Genomic DNA, 21,469 nt, shown 5'->3' on the forward strand with positions numbered 1-21,469 from the left:
TGTTTGAGTTGATAAACATCCTGATCCATCTCGTACATCTACTGTATATGTATTTGGTGTTAATCCTGAGAATGTATAAGTTGTTCCTGTTGATGGAGTTGGCGTTTGCCATGGTCCTCCATTTAAACTAAATTGATAATCTCCATTTCCTTGTGTAACATTTACTACAATTTCTCCGTTACTTCCATCATAACATTGTGTTACAGTACCTGTATGAGTTACTGTTTGTGGTGGATCTACTGTTACGCTTACTGGTACACAACTGTTTTTTGCTATTGTTATTTGTACATTATCAATTAAGTTACCTACACTTAAATTTCCTGTTGCTGTAGATACTGCTTCAAAAGCAATAATTGTAGTAGATTGCCCAGCTGGTACTACATATGTTCCAGAGTATACTCCCCATGCAGAAGTACCATCTTTCATTGTTTCAACAACTGGTGCTGTAGCTAAATCTCCTCCAATTCTAACTGAAGCTTCATCTTCTCCTATTCTACCTCTATGTGCAACTGACCAATTAATTACATCTCCTGGTTCAGTACAATACTCTTGATATAAAGCTCCTGCATTTCTAGCATTTAATTCTGCTAAAGCAACTCCATCATGTGGTGTTACTCCTAAGAAATTATTATACCAAATTTCAATTCTATTTGAAGGATCTGTAGTATCCCATCCCGGTACATCATCTTCATTTCTTTGACGGAAACCTGTAGAAGCTAATGCTGGTGATTCAAAACTACCATTTTCAAATAAGTTTGCAGTACAACCACACTCATTACAACTTCTACTATCACGTACCATTACAATATAATCTGTTGCGCTAGGTGCTACATTAGTAAATACTGGTGACGTTTGCCAAGTTGCCCCTCCATCTATACTAAATGTGTATGGTGGTGTACCTCCTCCGTTTGTTACAGCCGTAATTGTTGCTCCTGTGCTTGCTCCTGTACAAACTGCTGCTTGTGTTACTGATGCAGACAATATTAATTCTGGCGGTTCAGAAATTGTAACTGTACCTAAATCAACATCACAGTTTAATGCTCCAGAAGTTTCTCTCACAAATACATGATAACTTCCAGCTGCTAATCCAACAATTCTATATGGGTTATCTGAAGTAGACGACCAAGTTGTTCCTCCATCTGTAGAATATTCATAACTACCTCCTGTAAAATTATTTGCTGAAATTGTTATTGTTCCATTATCAGAACCATTACACTCACTATCAGTACTTCCAACTACACTTCCTGTAAATGCCTGACCTGAAGCAACATTCACAACGATATCTTCTGTACAAGCACTTCCATAAGTTACAGTAAATGTATGTGCTCCTACGGCTACATTATTAAATACGTTACTTGATTGAGCTGCTGCTCCATCTAAACTATAGGTATACGTTCCTACATTTGGTGTTATTGTTACATTGGCTGTTCCATCACAATTATAAACAATAGAACTTCCTAAGGTAGGTGCAGCTGGTAATGCCCCTATTGTTACATCATTTAAATCTCTTGAACAACCATTTGCATCTTCTACTCTTGTATTATATGTTCCTGCTGGTAAATTAGAAACTGTAGTTCCTGCTGCTACACTAAAAGTAGCCGCTCCAGTTAATCTATAATAATATGTATAAGCTCCCGTACCTCCTGTTGGAGCTGTAAATGTTAAAGTACCTAATATTGTAGCTCCAGCTGCATTACATGAAAGATCTGTCGCAGCAACACTACCACCTGCTAAAGCTGTCGGCTCATTAATAGCAATATTAGTAATTTCATAATTACATTGATAACCTGTTTTTGAAGCTCTTATAGTTACTGTATAATTAGCATTTGCTGCTAAATTATTGAAAACACCTGTTGTATTCCAATTAGTACCTCCGTCTAAACTATATTCAATTGGAGCAAAACCTAAGTCACTTCCTACAACATTTACCTCTATTCTACCATCTGTTAAACCATTACAAGAAATGTCTGTTGCAGTATGTGTAAATTGTAACGGTGGTTCTACATTTATGGTTACTGGTCCAGATATTGTAGAACAGTTATTACTATCTACTACTACGAAAGTATAGGTACCTTCCTGTCCGTTTACAACATTATAAGTAGTATTTGTAAAATAATCTGAAGGAGGAATTGCAGCAATACTTGCATGTAAATTTACCCCGTCTTTAGACCAAACTGCAAATGAATAACTATCTCCTGTATTTAAAGTTCCTCCTGTAGCATTTAATGTTATAATTCCATTAGATGCACCATTTAGACATGAAATATCTTTGGTAGCAACAGCATTTAAATTAAGTTCTGCTGGTTCTACGATTGTTACCATTTGTGTAGCGGTACAATCGGCTGTTGAAACAGTAACTGTATAAACCCCTCCATCAGTTACATTAAAAGTGTGATCATTGGTAGCTACAGGCCCAAAAGTTGCCACTGTTGCTCCTCCTTGTGTTAAGGTATAGGTATAGTCACCGGGTACATTATTTGCTTGAATTCTTATTTGTGCCTGTTCATTAGCACACTGCATGTTTGTTGTAATTACATCTAAATCTATAGTCTCCTCTTGAATATTTATTGAAGGAAAAGTATAGGTACATGCAGCAGCAGAAGAACCTGCTAAACGAATTGATAAATCATAATCTCCTGGTTGTGTTACTGTAAACGTATTACCAGTTTGAAAAGGAGCATTAAAACCTCCTGGTCCTGTTAAACTGTATTCGTATCCTACAGGAATATTATTAATCGTAATATCGGCAGAACTTCCACAAAGAATATCCTCTTTTACAATATTTGGATTCAAGGTTGCTTTATATACATTAAAATAATATTGTTCAGGACATTGTCCATCATATAATACATCTAATCTATATTCTCCTGCATCACTAAACGTTCTTGATAATTCAGTTCCTAAGCTATTCCAAGTACATGCTGAATTTACATTTGCACATCCAGCCACTGTTTGATCTGGACAAGAAGATTCATCTAATTGAAACCATTGTACGGTAGTTGCTGAACCTGCTGCAAAGGGTAAGTTTATTTGTCGTGTACTACCATCTCCACATAAATAAATTTCAGCTAAAGCCTCTCCATTACTAGGACATGATGTCAATATTTGATCGGCTGAAGCCGCTAATGGATTAGGCTGATTATTAAATGCGATTACATTAATTGTCTCCGTACTATCAATACAGCCTACTGGAGCTGTTTTTGTTACAATATACGTCCCTCCTTGAGTAACAGTAAGTGTTTGACTCGTACCAATTACTACTCCTGGGTTATTAGCATTTACCCATGAATAGGAAGTAAAACCGTTACCTGCCACTAAATCTGTATCAGCACCACATAATATTTGATCTCTTTCAAAGGTACAACCAGAAGTGTCAACTAAGAAATTTGAAGTTCCTACAATACCAAAATTACAGGCATCTATTCCTGCAAAACTTGGCTCATTTATAACTCTTGGAGTTCCTCCTTCATCACTATCATAATTTGCAAAAGCTTGATTTTCAATCCTATTAGAACATACATCTCTTAAATCGTTACAACTCGAAACTACTTGAACTTTTATTTTTATTTCATAAGCTGGATCACCTTCTTCAACCATACTATCTGGTATATTAAAACGTAATTCGCCTCTAAATCCGTTTCCTGCTGCAGGAGGTGTATATGTATAATTCGCTGCAGTTAATCCAGCTGGTAAAATTAAATCTGACTCTATTAAATCAACATTCTTAGGTAATAAGTCAACAATTTCTGTATTTAATGCATTATCTGTACCTACATTTTGAAATCTAACCGTATAAAATAGTTCATTACCTAAACCTACTGGGGCACCAGAAATGTCATTTCCTGCTGCGTCTTCAATAGTTTTAATTAACTGTATTTTAGGTTCTATAATCTCAACTGACAAAGCATTTAAAAAAGCCCAGTATACATCTCCACTTGTAGTAAATCTCAAACTAGCACTTGTTTGATCATTAGCTATAATACCATTTCCATTATTATTTAATTGATACAAATCAATATCAAAACCTAATGTATTTTCGCTATTAGGAGTTCTATCTGTTAAAAATGCATCGTTCTCACTTATAGAGCCATTAAAAAAGTTATAATTCCTTCTCCAGACCCAACCAATAGCGGGATCCCAAACCCAGCCAAATTGAGCTGGATTTACATTTGGTGTTTCTTGGTCTATATAATCTCCGTTAGTATCTTGTATTTGAAAACTATCACCACCAATTCCTTTATCTCCCTCTAAAACACCAACTAAAAGTTTTGCTCTTACTGGGCCTACAGGAATAGTTTTAAACCCTGAATATGATATTGTTTCACTACTATTTATATTTGGGTCAATTGAAGTAAAACCATCAAAAATAGAAATATTTTTACTTGATAAATTTTCATTTTCGTAAATCACAACAAGAGTCCAACCTCCAGCTCCACCTACTCCATTTATATTATCTACTCCAACTGTGGCTTTAATGTCTGCAACATAATAATCTCCATTTGCATTAGTTCCTAAACCAGCTAATAAAGCAGTTACATCACTATAATATAAGTAAGGTCTCAATGAAGGCTGGTCAGGTGAATCGTATATTACTGTTCCCGTAATATTTCGATAATTTATATCCCCTGGTATTTTAAATTTAATTTGATCTTTATTTGGGTCTCTTGTTGAAGAATCTGTATTTGACCAATTCGCATAAGGATATACCGCCCCCCAATATAATCCTGCATATGAAACTCTTGAACATGCCGGTAATGTTAATCCTGCTCTTGATGAAGACTCTGTGGAAGGATCTCCATCAATATCAATGTACTGCATATTGAAACTTCCATTAGTAGAATTTCCGTTATAAGGAACATCTGGTGTATCTGAACCAGAAGACCTACTAATTATATTATTAGCTATAAAAGTAATGTCTCCTCTTAAATTGACACCTCCAGCACCTAAACGATTTGTAAAAGGTCGATCTGGTCGTTGACTTGTCTTTTCTTTAACTATTTCTCTAACAGGCTTAGGGTACTTCTGTACTTGCTTTTGTGCCTGAATATGTATTATATTAAATAATACTAATAATAATAATAATAGTAATCTTTTCATCATAATAGGGGGAATTTAATTATTGGGGATAATTAGTGTACCTAAACTTTAACTATTTTACGTTTATTATAGATTTTCTATCATAAAAAGCGCCATCTAAATTGCTTTCGTACAATCGTATTGCTTCTTTTCGATCTTGTGTCTTCGCTATATATATATGCATATATCCTGTTGCTGGGTTTATAAAATATCCAGCGTCTATATTATCATTTCTTAATTCGTCTACGTTTCTATCTGCCAACGATTTTTTAGAATTTACGTACACAACAATATAATAACCTGGTTCTACTCCTTGCATTTTTGCCATTGTACGTACTCTTGCTGGTGGTTGTTTTTTAGGTTCTTTATAACTATCTCCTTCTTTTCCAATAGTTAATTTCCTAATATATACACCGTCTTTACTATTCTTTTTTACTTTAATTGACGACTCGTCATTCTTATCATTGTTTTTCTCAAAGAATCTTGTTCCTCCACCAAACTCCTTTTCTAATTTCTCTTCTGCATCTTCTTCTTTCGCAAATCGATCTAAGTAGACCCAATATATTTTTGATTTTGGATCAAAAATAGATTTGGCTTCATATCCTAACCTAGCCCACTTATCTATTAATGGTTGCACTCGTTCTTCATTTTTATACCTATCTGCAATAATGTAATACATCGTTCCACCTCCACCTACATGGGTTATTGTGCTTTGCCTCCATGGTTTGTTAGACCTTCTTCTTAAAGAAGTGTCCTTTTCATCTGTTTTATTAGCTTGAGTTGGTGTATTAACTTTCACAGGTTCAGGCTGATTCTTTAACAAACGTAAAATTTGATCTACTTTTTTATTTAAAATATCTATAGAATCTTGTGCTTTTTGAATTTCATCTGATAAATCGTTATGCTCAGGATTATCATATTCCTGTCTCTTAGGTCCTCTTGTAGGTAAAGTAACTTTAACATTACCTCCTCTTCTTGTTGGACGATCTCTTCTAAAATATTTTTTACCAAAGTTGTATATCAATCCAATCTCATTGGTTGCAGCAAAATCACTCTTTTCATAAGTAAATCCAATAGCTAGACTCTCTGAAATATTTACTCCAACTCCTGCAGAGATACCATATGTTTTATCATAACCAGCTTTAATCCATCCTACCTTTGGCAAATCTAAAATAGCGTTACCACCTGCGCTAAATGTTCCTTCTCCTGGTTTTCTTGCGATTGCTAACACTCTTAAATCTGCTCCTTCAAAAATTCCTGAAGCATAGGTAAATTCATGCGAATACATTGCATGAGCTGAGTATGTTTTTTCACCAAAAGAAGTAGCCATCTCGCTACTTTTCAAATTAAAATCCACTAAATTTTCAAAAAACACTCCTACGTCAAACTTACCAAACGATAGAGTTACTGCGGGCTGAAAATTAATAATTGGAATGTCTTGAAAATTTGCTACTTGTGGATCGGGTACTGTTGAATTTACTTTTAAAGCATCAGCACTTCTACGGCTGTATAAAAAGTTAAACCCAAAAGTTAAATCCATATTATCGTTTAACTGTAAACGATGTGCATAATTTGCTAAGGCTCCAAAATCTTTAAAAACTCCTACTTCTTGTTGATAAATAGCCAATCCAGCTCCAACGTTCTCACGCATTTTACCAGAATAAGTTCCTAAATATAATCTTGGATTATCTTCAAAAGCCACATTACTATTACGTACTATAGCTGTAATTGATGTTTTATTTTCTCTTAAAGCTGAAAAAGTAGGAACTGTTAAAAAACGATTAAACTTCATAAAATTTCTTGAAGTAAAACTATTGTATTGTTGCGCACTATTAGACATCTGCGCTTCTAACGAAAACGTAGTTACTAATATTAACGTGTATACTATATATTTTTTAATCATCCCCATATACTTTAATCTAATACCGATATTGTACCTGCTTTAATTAGAATATCATCTCTAATTATTTTGTAATAAAAAACGCGCTGATTCCCCAAACTTTCAGTCGGCCAATTATTTTGGTAATCGGTTGTATTTAAAATTTCTTTCCCGTTTGAATTATACAACTGTATGGTTACAGTTGGTTGAAATGCATATCTATTTGATATTTGCCAAGTATCATTAATTCCATCTTGATTTGGTGTTACAATATTTGGCACTATAATTTGATCGTCTTGTTCTACAACTTCTATTGTTTTAACAACGCTACAACTTCCTACACTTACTACTACAGTATAAAACCCTAAGGCATTTACATCTAATGTTTCGTTTGTTGACAATACAGTTCCCGAGTCATCTTGCCCTTCATGCCATACATAACTTTCCCCTCCAGATGCTGTTACTGTTACTGTTTGCCCTTGATTTAATACTACTTTTACAGATGGTGTGACTTCTACAACTGATTCATCAAACAATACTACATTAATAGGATCTATAGACCTTTCACAACCAAAACCTGTCATTTTTAATACATATTCACCTATAGAATCTACATCAAAATCTACTACATTGGTAGCTACTGCTGTTGTACCTCCATCTTTAAACCACTCATAGGTAAATCCAGGCACTAAACCATCTTCTATACTATAAGTTATGGTACCTTTTGGACATAAAGAATTAGAATTAGGCTTTGATTTTATTTTTGGTAATGGAGCTCCTAATTTTACTGTTATTCTATTAGGATCTGGCAATTTAGTTTTTATCGTACCTGAACCGCAAGTACTAACTTCTAAATCATATTCGCCATTATCTAAATAGGAATTCACATCATATTCATTTGCAGTTCCTCCTGTAGGAATAGCCACTCCATCTTTGTACCACTGATACTGAACCAGCTGAGGGCTACTTGCACTAAGTTGCTCTGCAGTTAAATCGTATTCATTTGAATTCTCATTAACTAAAGCCTTCACTCCTACAATGACTAATTTTGCAGTTGTAGATTCACATTCTTTATGATTAGCATCTTGAATTCTTATTTCTGCTTTAAATTCTTTTAATGAATAGATAGAAAAAACTTCTGATTTCACTGTAGCAGGACATGATGATGAAGATGATGGATCTGTTACAACCGCATAATACTCTCCTGGCTCACCTATGGATAAAATAAATTGATCTGCTCCTGGTATAGCTGTATCATTTCTGTACCATTGAATTGTGGTACCAGAGGGAGCATCTGTAATTTCAATTTGACGAGTTTCACATTCTAACCACACACTCTCTCCCGGATTCACTGTATTTATTGTAAAACTCGCAGTTGTTTTCTGTTTTAATTCAACCTCATTAGATGTTGTAGTACAATCATCTGAAGCGGTTCCTGTTATAATTTTTAATGTATATTTTCCAAACTGACCTGCATCTGGTGTTGTATATTCATTTGAGTTTGAAGATTGTTTTAAAACTCCATCTAAATACCATTCATAAGTATATGATGGGTTATTGATTTTAGACTTAAAAGTATAAGTATCTGTACTACATATTTCAACTATAGAAGGACTATCTATTTGTGCATCTGCTGTACTAATTCCTGAAACTATTAGCAATCTAGAAGAACGAGTTCCACACCCACCATAATCAATTAAAACATAATATCTTCCTGCTTCTGTTATTGTAAATTTGGGTTCAGTAGTTGTAGCTAAAAGTATATCTACAGCTCCATTTTCCTTATACCATAAATACTCACCAATTACAGTAGTACTTAAGAAAACCTCCCTACTTTCACCTGGACACAAAGTAAATTCTTCTTTATTATTAGCATCTGCAATCCCTAATTCCGAATTCTGAACCATATCATGATATGCTTCAAAAGACGCAGACTCTGTACTTCTTTCAGGAGACGTAGTACGAACACGTATCTTATAGTTTTTCCCAAAAGTACCAGGAGGTAATTGGATATTGTAAGTAAAGTTAAATAGTTGATTATAATTATTAACTGGAGTACTAATTAATGTGGCTAAATTTTTTACTGTCGATGGATTCGCAAAACTTCCACTAGCATCTGATAACTCTATAATAAATTGGTTATCATTATTAAAAACTGCAGTTGTATAAGAAATATCCACTGGAAAATCTGTAGTACCAGTATTATCACAAATACTGGTAGCTCCACTTGAAACCACAGGCTGATTTAGGGTTTGTGCAACCGTAGTGTAGTGAATACAAAAGAGAAATACACCTAAAAGTATTTGTATGCTTCTGGTTATTTTGTTCATTTAAAGGGATCCTAAGGGACGATAAAAATACACTTTTTTTTATACAAAGGTATTAACACGCTATAATATTATTAAGAAATATATAAAATATAAGTTAAACACACAAATAAACAATACATTAGCTCCTCTAAAATTTTATTTTCCGTTCTTTTTTTATTCAAAAATTATAAGCATATTTGTGTCAAATAATTGCGAAGTGTCGTGAAGCTATAAACGGCAAAATTTAATTTAAACTTTTAACCCCCAAAAACTTGCGTTCAAAAAGCATGGACGTTCCCTTATGTATTATGAAAAAAAAACAACTCTTTTTTACAAGCCTGTTTCTATGCTTGTTTGTAAACTCGTTTGCTCAAATTATCAACTTTACTGATAATAACTTTAAAAACGCTTTATTAAATCACTCACCTGCTATCGATACTGATAACAACAATCAAATTGATGTAAATGAGGCTTTAGCTGTTGTGAGATTGGAATTAGACAACAAAAACATATCCAACTTAGAAGGTATTCAATATTTTACAAACCTAGAAATATTGAAATGTAGCGATAATAATATCAAAGAAATTAAGACAGAAACTTTAACTAAATTACGATTTATTGTTGCTGAAAGAAACCAAATTAAAACTATAGATGTTAGAAACTGTATTATTTGGGGACTTAGACTTTACGACAACCCTCTTGAATATGCCTATTTAACAGGTAATAGTACTTTTCAAATAGAAGGAACCTATGGTGTTTGGTTTAAACTTGATAAAATAAAATATGTTTGTATTAGTCAAGCTCAATATGATGTACAACCTAACAATGTAGACCACAGAGGTTTTTGGGATCAGATAGGTAGCGCTTTACATATTGGAGAATGCACTATTCAAACTCCACCAACTGGGTGCCAAATTATTAATTTCCCTGATCCTAATTTTAAACAAGCACTGCTATCTAACGGAAATGCTATTCCAGTAGATCAAGATGGAGATGGAGAAATTTGTATCGAAGAAGCTGAGAAAGCTATTATAATAGACATAGAAAAAAGTAATGTTTCTAATATATCTGGTATTGAGTATTTTAAAAACATAACTACTTTTTACGGTGACGAAAATTCAATAACTGATGCTAATTTTAGTAATAATCCTAAATTAACACATATAAATTTAGAAAAAAACTTAATTTCATCTATCAATCTTAACAATAACTCCAAACTTACAAACTTAAGTTTGAGCGAAAATAAATTAACAACAATTGACCTAAGCAATAATATTAATTTAAAATATTTATTAATATCTCAAAATAATTTAACCAATATTAATATAAGAAATAACAAACTATTAATTGGTGCTACTTTACATTACAATAAGCTATCTCAAATAGATGTTAGTAATAACACGAAGCTAAGCAGTCTATGGTTATCTCATAATGAATTAAATCAAATTGATATTTCAAAAAACACAGAATTAAAAAGCTTTCTGATTGGCCATAATAAATTAACGCAAATTGACGTTTCTAAAAATAGCAATTTAACCTCATTACAGATAGAATGGAATAAAAAAATAGCTCACATAAACCTTAGCAATAATTTAAATTTAGAAGTTTTTGACGCTTATGAAAATGATATAAAATCAGTAGATTTAAAAGTTAACACTAAATTAAGAATTCTTAACCTTGGTTTCAACCCTATAAAAGAATTAGATATTTCTAAAAATGTTAATTTAAAACACTTAAATGTTTCTGCAACCATAATTAATGAATTAGACATCAGAAATTGTAATTCATTAAGAATATTTCACGCAGGATATAACTTCCATTTAAAAAGACTTTACCTAACAGGAAATCACGAATTTTACCAATATCTTACAAATTCAGCATATTTTAATATAAAAGAAACCCCAAATTTGACCTTTGCCTGTGTAAATCCATTATACTTATCTCAAACATCTAATTATATAAAAAATACTTTAGGATACAGTAGTTGTACAGTTACTACTAATTGCAACGCTCCGACCACTAACTTTGAAACTTACTTTATATTATCACCAAACCCTACAGACAGCTACTTGTTCTTAACTATGTTAGACCCTGGAACAGTAACTGCCACAAGTGCTAGTGTTTACAATTCGCAAACGGGAGCATTTATTAAAAATGTGGTTTTACATTTTGATAATGGTGAACTTTCTCCTAACAAAGGACTTACCGACAAAATAGATATTAATTTTAACACACCTATTAAAAATGGACCTGTTGCATTTGGTTCTGCTAAAATTGACGCTAACGATTTACAAAGAGGAACCTATATTTTAAGAGTACAGACTAATGTGGGTACTTTTTCTACCACTTTTATAAAGTCAACTCAAGCAATTAGATAATAATTATTTACTTCTAATAACTTGTAAAAGCATGGTAACTTTAAATTACCATGCTTTTTTATTTTGTATATAATTTTTACTCTGATAAAATTTATTCTAGAATTCTGCCGTATATTTGTGATCCATTTTTAAGTATTCATGACAGAAAAAATCACCATTGCCATAGACGGTTTTTCATCAACCGGAAAAAGTACCATTGCTAAGCAATTAGCTAAAGAATTAGGATATATATATGTAGATACTGGCGCTATGTACAGAGCAGTTACATTATATGCTATGCAACAAAATTATATCTCTGATACGCATTTTAACCCAGAAGATTTAATTGCTAATCTTGACAAAATTTCACTCTCTTTTTCTTTTAATAAAGATTTAGGTTTTGCTGAAATGATATTAAATAATACTAATGTTGAAAAAGACATTAGAACTATTGAAGTTTCTAGACTAGTAAGTAAAATTGCTACAATTTCTGAGGTTCGTAAAAAATTAGTGAGCGAGCAACAAGAAATGGGTAAAAACAAAGGTATTGTAATGGATGGTAGAGACATTGGTACTGTTGTTTTTCCTGACGCTGAATTAAAATTATTTATGACTGCTTCTGCTGACAAACGTGCAACGAGACGTTATAAAGAATTATTAGATCGCGGTGATGATGTAAATTATGAAGAAATTTTACACAATGTTCAAGAACGTGATCGAATTGATTCAACACGAGAAGATTCTCCTTTAATAATGGCTGATGATGCTGTAGAATTTGACAATTCTGATATGGGACTTGAAGAACAATTTGAACGCATTATGAGTTTAGTAAATAGAAACTTACAATAACTCTTCACTATATAAAATAAAAAACCAGCTCTAAGAGCTGGTTTTTTAGTATTTCAAAAATATTTTTAATTTTCTTCAAATTTTGAATTCTCAGAGTAGGTACGCCATTTTGCTAAACATGCTTCTATATCAGCTGGAACTTCAGAATCAAACTGCATAAACTCTCCTGTTTTAGGATGTGTAAATCCTAATGTCTTAGCATGCAATGCTTGTCTTGGCAATACTTTAAAACAATTATCTACAAACTGCTTGTATTTTGTAAATGTTGTTCCTTTTAATATTGCATCACCTCCATAACGTTCGTCATTAAAAAGTGTATGCCCAATATGTTTAAAGTGCGCTCTAATTTGATGCGTTCTTCCTGTTTCTAATTTACATTGTACTAATGTTACATAGGTTAAACGTTCTAAAACTTTAAAATGTGTTACCGCATGCTTTCCGTGCTCTCCATCAGGAAAAACATCCATTTGCAAACGATTTTTAAAACTACGTCCAATGTTCCCTTCTATAGTACCTTCATCTTCTTCAATATGTCCCCAAACTAATGCATAATACAAACGCTCTGTAGTTCTATCAAAAAATTGTTTTGATAAATGCGCCATAGCAAATTCTGTTTTCGCAACTACTAATAATCCACTCGTATCTTTATCAATACGATGCACTAAACCTGGACGCTCATTAGAATTTGTTGGTAAATTTTCTACATGGTGTATTAATCCATTTACTAAAGTTCCTGAATAATTCCCATGACCTGGATGCACCACCATTCCTGCTGGTTTGTTTACAACAATAACTTCATCATCTTCATAAACAATATCAATAGGAATATCTTCAGCTACTAATAAATTTTCTGCTGGCGGGTATGATAAAACGATACGAACTACATCTTTAGGCTTAACCTTATAATTTGGTTTTACCACTACATCGTTTACCAAAACATTTCCTGCTTTAGCTGCTTGTTGAATTTTATTTCGAGTAGCATTTTCAATAAAATTCATTAAAAACTTATCTACTCTTAAAGGCTCCTGCCCGTCTGTTGCTACAAATCTATGGTGTTCGTATAAATCGTCACTTTCCATTCCTGGAGTTGTATCTTCCTGCATAAATCAATAATAAATATTAGTTACCGTTACCGTCTCCTAAAATAAGTTCGATGGTAGATTTCTTTGGTAATTTTGTTCCTGGTTCAATTTTATTTCCTTTATATATTAAACCTCTTACTACATTCTTTCCTATGTCTCTTACCCAAGTAATATCTTTCCCTACATTAAATCCTATAGAACGTAAATGTGTTGATGCTTGCCTTTGAGTTCTTCCATTTAAATCTGGAATTTCAACATCTCTATATTTTGATGGATTTAACGTCAAATAAATTTTACGTTTTTCTTTTACAAAATCACCAGTTTCAGGATTTTGCTCTATAACCGATTTTTTTGGGTAGTCTGGATTATAACTAGCACTGTCTATTACTATAAACTCTAAATTAAGTTCATCTAATTTTTTCTCAACAGCGTCTAAAGACATTTTATGCAAGTTAGGTACTTGTATTTTCTGATTATGATTTGTTGTTACTCCCAACCACCATTGTAACACAAAAACAAATACTAAAATAGAAACCACAGCTATTCCTATTTGTATAAAGAAACTTTTGCTCTTTATAAACTGAAACAAATTTTTAAAATTTTCTGAAAATTTACTCATATCGATTTTTTGTAAAGTGGCACAAATTTACAGTAAAAATATTACTATTTTTAATTCATTAACTCTTAAACGAGTTTTTTTGGTAAGTTTGTATAATTATGCTGTAATCTATTTTACAAATAAGCAATCAAAAAATAATTCAAATACAAAAAAGTGAAAAAAAATATAGCTGTAATTATGGGAGGTTATTCCTCTGAAGTAGAAATTTCTATAAAAAGTGGAAACGTAGTTTACAAGCATCTTAACAAGGAAAAATACAATCCTTATAAAGTTCATATTTTAAAAGATAAATGGGTTTTAGTTGATGATAACGATATTGAATACCCTATTAATAAACACGATTTTTCAGCTGTAATAAACAATGAAAAAATTTCATTCGATTGTGTTTTCAATGCTATTCATGGAACCCCGGGTGAAAACGGAATTATTTTGGCTTATTTTGATTTAATTGAATTAAAGCACACCTCTGCTCCTTTTTACCAAATGGCTTTAACTTTTAATAAAAGAGACACTTTAAGCGTAGTTAAAGAATATGGAATTCCAACAGCTACATCTGTATATTTGAATCAAGGAGATGAAATAAGCACAACTCAAATTATTGAAAAAGTAGGCTTACCTTGTTTTGTAAAACCAAACAATGCTGGTTCTAGTTTTGGTATTTCTAAAGTACATACTGAAGAAGAATTAATTCCTGCTTTAGAAAAGGCATACAAAGAAGATTCAGAAATATTAATAGAAAGCTTCCTTGATGGAACTGAAGTTTCTGTTGGTGTTATTGAATATAAAGGAAAAGTTACAGTATTACCTATTACTGAAATAGTTTCTGAAAATGACTTTTTTGATTACGAAGCTAAATACGAAGGGAAATCGCAAGAAATTACACCTGCTCGTTTAACTAAAGAACAAGAAAAAAGAGTTTCAGAAGTTGCTAAACGTGTATACCAAATTTTAAATATGAGTGGTTTTTCTCGTTCTGAATATATATTTGTGAATAACGAACCTCATTTCTTAGAAATGAATACTGTACCTGGTATTACTGAAGCAAGTATTTTACCACAACAAGCAAATTGTGCAGGTATTTCGTTAACTGAATTATTTGGAAACGCTATTGAAATGGCACTAAACAATTAACACAATGAAAAAAGCAATATTTCCTGGATCTTTCGATCCTATTACCCTAGGTCATTTAGATATTATTGAACGTGGTGTTACTTTATTTGACGAATTAGTAATTGCTATTGGTATTAATTCCGACAAAAAATATATGTTTTCTTTAGAAGAACGTAAACGTTTTATTGAAGAAACTTTTAAGCACGAACCTAAAATAAAAGTAGTTACTTACAGTGGTTTAACTGTAAATTTCTGTAAAGAACAGAACGCTCAATTTATTCTTAGAGGTTTGAGAAATCCTGCCGATTTTGAATTTGAAAAAGCAATTGCACATACCAACCGAAAACTTTCAGAAATTGAAACTGTATTCTTATTAACATCTTCTGGAAAAAGTTATATCTCATCTTCAATAGTTCGTGATGTAATTAGAAATAATGGAGATTATACTGGTTTAGTTCCAGATGCTGTAAGAATTTAATAAAATGAAAAAATTATACTTTATATTCCTGCTTAGCTTTCTAGCTTGCAAACAAAATTCTACAAAAACAGCTAACGATTTTACAACTCTTTTCGAAAAATCAAACGGAACAGAAACCCCTGAATATAAAGAGGTAATTTCTTTTTATGAAGATTTAGCCAATACATATAATGAGATATCACTATTTGAAATTGGTGAAACAGATTCTGGCAACCCTTTACATTTGGCTGTTTTTAATGCTAATGGAAAAACTGACCTAACTAAAATTAAAGATTCTTCAAAAAATAGAATTTTAATTAATAATGGAATTCATCCAGGAGAATCAGATGGTATTGATGCTTCCATGCTACTTTTACGTGATATTGTTCAAAACGATTCATTAAAAAAAGCTTATGCAAACTCATTAATATGCGTTATTCCTGTTTATAACATTGGAGGCGCTTTAAATAGAAATTCTCATACAAGAGCAAATCAAAACGGTCCTAAAGAATACGGTTTTAGAGGTAATGCTCGTAATTATGACTTAAATCGTGATTTTATAAAACAGGATACCAAGAATGCTGCTGCTTTTGCTGAAATTTTTCACAAAGTTGATCCAGACATTTTTATTGACAATCATGTAAGTAACGGAGCCGACTACCAATATGCTATTACACACTTATTCACACAACATAACAAGTTAGGGGGTAAGTTAGGACACTTTTTAGAAAATGAAATGCGTCCATATGTAGAAAAGTCTTTAGCTCAAAAAGAAGTTGCTATTACACCTTATGTAAATGTTTGGGGAAGTACTCCAGATAAAGGATGGTCTCAGTTTTTTGATTCTCCAAGGTATTCTACAGGTTACACTACCCTATTCAACACACTCGGGTTAATGGTAGAAACTCATATGCTTAAGCCATATAAAATTAGAGTAAATCAAACTTATGACTTGTTATTTTCTAGTTTAGATTTTTCAGAAAAATATTCTTCAGAAATTAAAGATTTACGAAATAAAGCTTTTGAAGAAGTAATGTCCCAAAAAACATATCCAATTTCATTTAAGGTAGATAAAACAAACCCTAGTGAATTTAACTTTATGGGGTACGAAGGAACTTATATTGATAGTGAAGTTACCAATGGTAAACGTTTATTTTACGACAGAACTAAACCTTATACTAAAAACATTACTTATTACAATAATTTCCTTGCTACTAAAGAAATTAAAATACCCGAAGCCTATATTTTACAACAAGGTTGGCATAAAATAATTGATCGATTAACTAATAACAACATTGAGTTTACTCGTTTTAAAAACGATACAACTTTAATCGTAGAAATACAGCATATAACTGATTTCGAATCTAGAAAACAACCATACGAAGGGCATTACTTACATTACAACACGCAAACTAAAAAGACTTTAAAACCAGTAATGTTTAAAAAAGGTGATTTATATATTCCTACAAAGCAAAAAGGCATTCGTTATTTAATTGAAACTTTAGAAGCCGAAGCAACTGATTCTTTCTTTAATTGGAATTTTTTCGACACTATTTTACAACAAAAAGAAGGTTTTTCTTCTTATGTTTTTGAAGATATTGCTGCTGAATATTTGAAAAACAATCCTGATTTTAAACAAAAATTTGAGAAAAAAATTAAAACAGATGAAGAATTTGCTAAAAGCACGTATGCCCAGTTATTATACGTATACAAAGCAACTCCTCATTATGAAAAATCACACATGACACTTCCTATTTTTAAAAAATATTAAACTAATGTTAAATTTTTTATAGAATTCTTAGTTTCATTTTCATATTTTTGGAAAATTAGAATAGACTAATGAATAATCCACCCTTAAAATCAGTTTGTGAACAGAAAAATTTCGAGAAAATTTTTAATCAACATTCACAATCTTTACGAAACTACATTTATTACAAATGTGGAGATACTCAGCAAGCAGAAGATATCGTTCAAGAGGCCTATATAAAACTCTGGGATAATTGTGCAAAAGTTGTATTTGAAAAAGCTAAATCTTTTTTATACACTGTTGCCAATAATAAGTTTTTAAATGAAGTTGCTCATAAAAAAGTAGTTCTAGAACACCAAAAGAAAAATATTGCTCCAGATAGAACTAATGAGACTCCTGAATTTCTTATAGAAGAAGAAGAATTTTATATAAAACTAAAAAGAGTAATTGCTAACTTACCAGAAAAACAACGGGAAGTTTTTTTACTAAGTAGAATTGATAAAAAAAAGTACTCCGAAATAGCGGAAATAGTAGGGATTTCTGTAAAAGCGGTTGAAAAAAGAATGAGCAAAGCTTTACTGACATTAAAAGAACAAATTGGTAAAGTTTAAAAAACTATATTTATAGTAGGGTAAATAATATTTTAAATGTTCTAATACAAATAGCAAGAATACACAGGAAATGGAACAAGAATATAAAGATGAAACTTTTTTAGCTCGTTGGATAGCCAATGAACTGACTCCAGAGGAGCTAAAACAATTTCAAAGCTCTGAAGATTACCATCATTTTAAAGCTATAAATGATGCTTCACAGCAACTGAAAGCACCAGCTTACGATAAAGCTGCTGCTTTAAATAATCTAATAGGGGAAACATTAGAGAAAAAGAAAGAAACTACTACTAAAGTAAGGAGATTAACTCCAGCATGGTTGTATGGTGCTGTAGCCTCTATAGCTTTGATAGTTAGCTTTTTTTATTTTAATGCAAACAATACTAATAGTATTTCCACTAGTTTCGGGGAACAAATTACTATTTCGTTACCTGACAACTCTAAAGTTCACCTTTCTCCAAATTCTAAACTAGAATATGTTGAGAAAGATTGGAATACTAATAGAAGCTTGTCATTAGAAGGAGAAGCTTATTTTGAAGTTGAAAAAGGTAAAACTTTTACAGTTAATACAACAGAGGGGAATGTTACTGTTTTAGGAACTAAGTTTACTGTTAACTCTTCAAAAAACTTTTTTGAAACTCAGTGCTTTGAAGGAAAAGTTAAGGTTACTCCAAAAAATAATAATGAGGTTATCTTAACTAAAGGTAAGGCTCATAGAATATTTAATAATGATAGTGAAAGTTGGAATTTTGACCAAGATTCTCCTTCATGGATACATGGTGAAAGCAGCTTCAATAACACACCTATTAGTCAAGTAATTACAGCTTTAGAAAAGCAATATAAAATTAAGTTTGACACAAGTAAAATTGATCTAAACAAACGTTTTACAGGTACATTTACTCACAAGAATATGAATGTTGCTTTAAAAACAGTTTTTGCTCCAATGAAAATTTCTTTTACATTAGCAAAAAATAGTCCGATTGTATTGAGATATAATTAATGAAGCAAAAAATAAGTATACTTTTGATGTGCTTGACAATGTCTATTTTTTCTCAAGAAAAAATAGACATTGCTTTTTTAGACACGCCTATATTAGATGTTATAAAACAAGTAGAATCTAATTATAAGGTGAAGTTTTCTTTTGATCCAAACATAACCAAAGAAGTATATTTTACTTTTAACAAAAAGAACTGCCTATTAGAAGAATTACTTAACGAAATAGAAAATCAAGTCTCCTTAAAATTTAATCGAGTTGATGACAGATACTACTATATATCCGTTTTAAAAGAGTCTACCTTTAATAATTATAATTTATTAAAAGAGGTTCAAATAAGTAATTATGTAACTCTAGGTATTAATAAAAATAAAAACGGTTCTATTTCAATTTTACCTCAACAACTAGGCGTTTTACCAGGTTTAACAGAACCTGATGTTTTAGAAAGCCTAAAGATTATCCCAGGAGTTCAAAGTCCTAATGAAACTGCATCAGGCATTTATATAAGAGGAGGAACTCCCGATCAGAACTTGATTTTTTGGGATGGTATAAAAATGTATTATTCAGGGCATTTTTTTGGTACACTTTCTGCCTTTAACCCTTATACTACCAAAAAAATAACCTTATCTAAAAGCGGAACGCAAGCTCGCTACGGAAATAGAATTTCTGGAGTTATAGATATTAAAACTCAAGAAAATATTCCTTCAAGAGTAACTGGTGGTTTTGGATTTAACATGACTCACTTTGATGCTTTTCTAAAAATCCCTCTTTCTAAAAAAGTAGCTTTAACAACCTCTTTTAGACGCTCTTTTACGGATGTAGTAAACACCTTTACTTTTGATAAATTATCTAAACGAGTATTTCAAACGTTTGATGCCAATCATGAGAGAAGAATAATTAACAAAAGTGTTCCTTTCGAAAGAGATAACCGATTTTATTTTGCAGATTTCACGGCTAAACTGGCTGTTAAACCTTCTGAAAATGAATCTTTATCATTCAATTTTCTATACACAAAAAACAAATTAATAAATAACTTTAAAATTCCATTATATCAAGACAATTATCTAGATGATTTAAATATAACCAATAGAGGTCTAAGCTTTCTTTGGAATAAAAAATTATCAGATAACTTAACTCATGATTTCAAAACTTTTTACTCTAACTTTAAGTTAAACTATACAGGTAACTACAATTATATTAACAACTATCTTGTTCGTAATTCAATAAAAACCAATTCTGTGAGAGATTTAGGTTTTTCTTATAGCATGAATTATAAGGCTAACTCTAAAACAAATTTTCTTTTTGGTTATGATTTTCTTTCAAATGAAACTTCATATGAATTAAAATATATTGCTAGTATTAACTCAAATAATGTTATATACTCTTTACAAGAAGATTCAGGAACAAATAATACACACTCTTTTTTCACTGAATATTTATACGACAATGATAATTGGAGAATCAATTCAGGAATAAGAATAAATCACTTTGATAAAATTAATAAAACAGTAGTTGAACCTAGAATATATATAGAAAAGAAAATTAATGACGAATTTAGTTTTAAAACTTCTTTAGAACAAAAACATCAACCGCTAAGTCAAATAATCGAATTTCAGACATCTAGCTTAGGTTTCGATTTAGAAAATCAAGTTTGGGCTCAAGTTAATGACAGTAACATACCTCTTCAAAAGAGTTTTCAATTTTCAGCTGGTACAGTTTTTAATAAAAATGGGTGGAAAATTGATTTCGAACCATACCTAAAATATATTAGTGGGATGACTTCACAAACCAGAGGGTATAATGATCAAACTACAGATTTTTCTAATGGAAAAGGTGAAATTTTTGGTATTGATTTTCTTATCAACAAAAAAATTGGAAATTATAGAACATGGATTAATTACTCGTACACTAAAAACAAGTTTAAATTTATAGATCTTGAAAATAAATTCTTTCCAGCAAACCATGATATTACCAATTACTTTTCTTGGTCTCATGCTTTTACTTTTAATGACTTTGAACTTTCTTTAGGTTGGAAACATAGAACAGGAAACCCTTTTACAGATGTTCGTGAATTTCGAATTAATCCAAATACCGGATCCCCAACTATTGTACTAGATACTGATAATATAAATGCTAAACGTTTACCGAAATATCATCGATTAGACGCTTCTGTTACTTATTCTTTTAATTTTTCTGATAGATGGAAAGCTAAACTAGGCTTTTCTATTTTGAACATATACAATCAAAAAAATATTTTAAGGAGAACTTTTACTGCGGTACCTGTAGTTAATAGTAATAATCAAGTAGTGTATCAGCTAGGTAAAATTGATAAACTGTCGTTAGGAACCACTCCTAATTTAGTTCTTAGAATAAGTTTTTAAT

12 protein-coding genes and 1 pseudogene are annotated in these 21,469 nt (G+C 31.4%); 8 read left to right on the forward strand and 5 right to left on the reverse strand.

Annotated elements, in window-relative coordinates:
* The 3 genes and pseudogenes from F7018_RS17475 to F7018_RS17485 form a co-directional block, all read right to left on the reverse strand.
* Positions 1-5,100, reverse strand: a pseudogene (locus tag F7018_RS17475) (hypothetical protein); the annotation flags it as partial.
* A gap of 49 nt (positions 5,101-5,149) precedes the next feature.
* Positions 5,150-6,979, reverse strand: coding sequence for a PorP/SprF family type IX secretion system membrane protein (locus F7018_RS17480; RefSeq protein WP_175578773.1), 1,830 nt, complete (start codon positions 6,977-6,979; stop codon positions 5,150-5,152).
* A gap of 11 nt (positions 6,980-6,990) precedes the next feature.
* Complete coding sequence (locus tag F7018_RS17485; RefSeq protein WP_150901396.1) at positions 6,991-9,285, reverse strand: T9SS type B sorting domain-containing protein; 2,295 nt, start codon at positions 9,283-9,285, stop codon at positions 6,991-6,993.
* Between the two features lie 287 nt (positions 9,286-9,572).
* Between F7018_RS17485 and F7018_RS17490 the strand changes: the two genes are divergently transcribed.
* Positions 9,573-11,642 carry a leucine-rich repeat domain-containing protein gene (locus F7018_RS17490; protein WP_150901397.1) on the forward strand — a complete coding sequence of 690 codons (2,070 nt, stop codon included), beginning with the start codon at positions 9,573-9,575 and terminating at the stop codon, positions 11,640-11,642.
* Between the two features lie 138 nt (positions 11,643-11,780).
* Positions 11,781-12,470: a (d)CMP kinase gene (cmk, locus tag F7018_RS17495; RefSeq protein WP_150901398.1), complete on the forward strand. Its 690-nt coding sequence runs from the start codon at positions 11,781-11,783 to the stop codon at positions 12,468-12,470.
* 65 nt (positions 12,471-12,535) lie between these two features.
* Here the strand turns inward: cmk and F7018_RS17500 are convergent, their stop codons facing one another.
* Together F7018_RS17500 and F7018_RS17505 are read right to left on the reverse strand one after the other, a co-directional pair.
* A complete protein-coding gene (locus F7018_RS17500) occupies positions 12,536-13,573 on the reverse strand; it encodes an RluA family pseudouridine synthase (RefSeq protein ID WP_150901399.1) in 1,038 nt (345 codons plus the stop codon).
* A gap of 16 nt (positions 13,574-13,589) precedes the next feature.
* Positions 13,590-14,171, reverse strand: coding sequence for a PASTA domain-containing protein (locus F7018_RS17505; RefSeq protein WP_150901400.1), 582 nt, complete (start codon positions 14,169-14,171; stop codon positions 13,590-13,592).
* A 153-nt stretch (positions 14,172-14,324) separates the two neighbouring features.
* On the opposite strand from F7018_RS17505, the gene F7018_RS17510 reads away from it, so the two are divergent.
* The 6 genes from F7018_RS17510 (at position 14,325) to F7018_RS17535 (ending at position 21,468) form a co-directional block, all read left to right on the forward strand.
* Positions 14,325-15,302, forward strand: a complete 978-nt coding sequence (locus F7018_RS17510; RefSeq protein WP_150901401.1) for a D-alanine--D-alanine ligase — start codon at positions 14,325-14,327, stop codon at positions 15,300-15,302.
* Positions 15,303-15,306: 4 nt separating this feature from the next.
* Complete coding sequence (gene coaD / locus F7018_RS17515; RefSeq protein ID WP_150901402.1) at positions 15,307-15,759, forward strand: pantetheine-phosphate adenylyltransferase; 453 nt, start codon at positions 15,307-15,309, stop codon at positions 15,757-15,759.
* A gap of 4 nt (positions 15,760-15,763) precedes the next feature.
* Positions 15,764-17,509 carry a M14 family metallopeptidase gene (locus tag F7018_RS17520; protein ID WP_150901403.1) on the forward strand — a complete coding sequence of 582 codons (1,746 nt, stop codon included), beginning with the start codon at positions 15,764-15,766 and terminating at the stop codon, positions 17,507-17,509.
* A 68-nt stretch (positions 17,510-17,577) separates the two neighbouring features.
* On the forward strand, positions 17,578-18,096 hold the full coding sequence (locus F7018_RS17525) for an RNA polymerase sigma factor (protein WP_150901404.1): 519 nt from the start codon (positions 17,578-17,580) through the stop codon (positions 18,094-18,096).
* Between the two features lie 70 nt (positions 18,097-18,166).
* Positions 18,167-19,093 (forward strand): FecR family protein, encoded by a 927-nt coding sequence (locus tag F7018_RS17530; protein WP_150901405.1) that lies wholly within the window; start codon positions 18,167-18,169, stop codon positions 19,091-19,093.
* Between the two features lie 38 nt (positions 19,094-19,131).
* Complete coding sequence (locus tag F7018_RS17535) at positions 19,132-21,468, forward strand: TonB-dependent receptor plug domain-containing protein (protein ID WP_175578774.1); 2,337 nt, start codon at positions 19,132-19,134, stop codon at positions 21,466-21,468.
* The last annotated feature ends 1 nt before the right edge of the window (position 21,469 follow it).

Source organism: Tenacibaculum aiptasiae (assembly GCF_008806755.1).
GTDB classification, from domain to species: domain Bacteria; phylum Bacteroidota; class Bacteroidia; order Flavobacteriales; family Flavobacteriaceae; genus Polaribacter; species Polaribacter aiptasiae.